The 683-nt window shown below is 70.0% G+C and carries 1 protein-coding gene; it reads right to left on the bottom strand.

Annotated features, from left to right (window positions below; all coding sequences use genetic code 11):
- Positions 1-145: 145 nt before the first annotated feature.
- Positions 146-683, bottom strand: a 538-nt coding sequence (locus tag LCE31_RS40090; RefSeq protein ID WP_225023249.1) for a transposase, incomplete at its 5' end; no start/stop codon positions are given.

The following is a 683-nucleotide window of genomic DNA, read 5'->3' as shown; positions in this document are numbered from 1 at the left end:
GGTCCGCCGACGGAGTCGGTGGACCGTTTCGCTTTCGGTTTCTGATGGCGGGCATTCCGAGGGCCCGAGTGTCGCCTCGGGTGGACGCCGGGTCCCACTGCTCCGGGCTGGTTCCTCTTCTTGTAGGGACAGGTGAATCCGCTGGTCAGCCGGGGTTCGGTAGGAGCGCAAGCCGTTCAAGGGCGGCGGATATCTCGCCGGTCCAGGGCCAGTGGCGGGCGAGGCGGAGGATGCGGCGTCGGCCGGTGGTGACGAGCTGGGCGGCCGCGGAGAACAGGCGGAACCGCAGTCGGCGGGGCTCCCAGAGACGGGCCTGGTGGGTCAGGGCGAGCATGGGCATCCAGGCGAGCAGGTCAAGCGCGATCTGGACGATCTCCAGCCAGACCTTGTTCTGCGCGGTGTGGTGCAGGGGCAGGTTGCGTAGGCCGGTGGACCGGGCGGCGCGGATCCGGTCCTCGGCCCTGGCCCGCAGCCGGTGACGGAGTTCGAGCTCGGCGATCGGCCGGTCAGGAGTGTTGGTGGCGAAGCTGGTGATTCGCATGCCGTCCGCGTCCGTGACCCTCAACTGGGCACCGGGGTGCGGCCGTTCCTTGCGGACGATCAGCCGCATCCCCTTCGGCCAGCCGTCCAGCAGGCTGCCGGTGAGCTCGGCGACCCAGGCCCCGTCACGGACCTCACCGTTA

Source organism: Streptomyces sp. 8L, assembly GCF_020176795.1.
In the GTDB taxonomy this organism is placed as follows: Bacteria; Actinomycetota; Actinomycetes; order Streptomycetales; family Streptomycetaceae; genus Streptomyces.
Note: the sequence above shows the minus strand (reverse complement) of the source record. Positions and strands in the feature narration are given on the sequence as shown.